1 pseudogene is annotated in these 923 nt (G+C 65.4%); it reads left to right on the forward strand.

The window, feature by feature from the left end:
- Positions 1–71: 71 nt before the first annotated feature.
- Positions 72–509 (forward strand): annotated as a pseudogene (locus tag E8D38_RS28080) (IS110 family RNA-guided transposase); the annotation flags it as partial.
- Between the last annotated feature and the right edge of the window lie 414 nt (positions 510–923).

The raw sequence follows: 923 nt of genomic DNA on the forward strand, positions 1-923 counted from the left end.
GTGGCCTGATTACGACGGAAACGGACTGGCCTGATTACGCCGAAAACGCCAAGCCGTCCCGGCGGCCCCGACTGGCTCGATTACGCCGGAAACGAAGTGGCCTGATTACGGTGGAAGGTGACACCCGGCAGCTGATGCAGCTGCGCGGCATCGGCGAAACCACCGCGACCGCCTTGGTGGCCAGCGTGGGCAATGCGCACGAGTTCGCGCACGGGCGCCAGTTCGCCGCCTGGCTCGGCCTGGTGCCCGGGCAGTACAGCTCGGGCGGCAAGACCCGCCTGGGCCACATCACCAAGGCCGGTGATGGCTACTTGCGTTCGTTGCTGGTGCTGGGCGCGCGTGCCGTGCTCAACGCGGCCAAGGGCCGCACCGATGCGCTGAGTTGCTGGGCCCTGGCGCTGCAGGAGCGCCGCGGCTACTGGCGCGCCGTCGTGGCCATTGCCGCCAAGAACGCTCGCATGGCCTGGGCCATGTTGCGACGCGGTGAGGCCTTCGCGATGCCCGCTTGAGTCTGGATCGATCTTCCGCCGTGTGACGGCTTGTGGTGATGAGTCAAGGTTGGACCTGCGCGGGCCGTGCCTGATCATGTCGTGGAGGGGGCTGCGGCCCACCTCGACTAACGAATGAGGCTCCCGCGTGCGTCTTGCATCAGGGTCTGCAGGTAGTCTTGCCAGTCCGCACCCTTGTCTCCTCCCCCATCGCAGCTGTCGCCAGCTCGAAGCCAGTCTCTTGCTGCTGGTGGCCTTCGTTGAAGGTCAAGGCCTCTCTTCGCTTGACAGAGGGGGAAGCCCTTGTAGTTTGACATGAGCGGCGCACGACGGCGCAACGAGCGCTTCCGAAGCGCACCGCTGCGCCCCGCCGTTGTGGGTCCGCTCGATGGAGAGGTTAGAACTCATTGGTGGCAAGCAAAAGAAGTGAAGCAA

Source organism: Methylibium rhizosphaerae (genome assembly GCF_006386545.1).
Classification (GTDB): Bacteria; Pseudomonadota; Gammaproteobacteria; order Burkholderiales; family Burkholderiaceae_C; genus Pseudorivibacter; species Pseudorivibacter rhizosphaerae.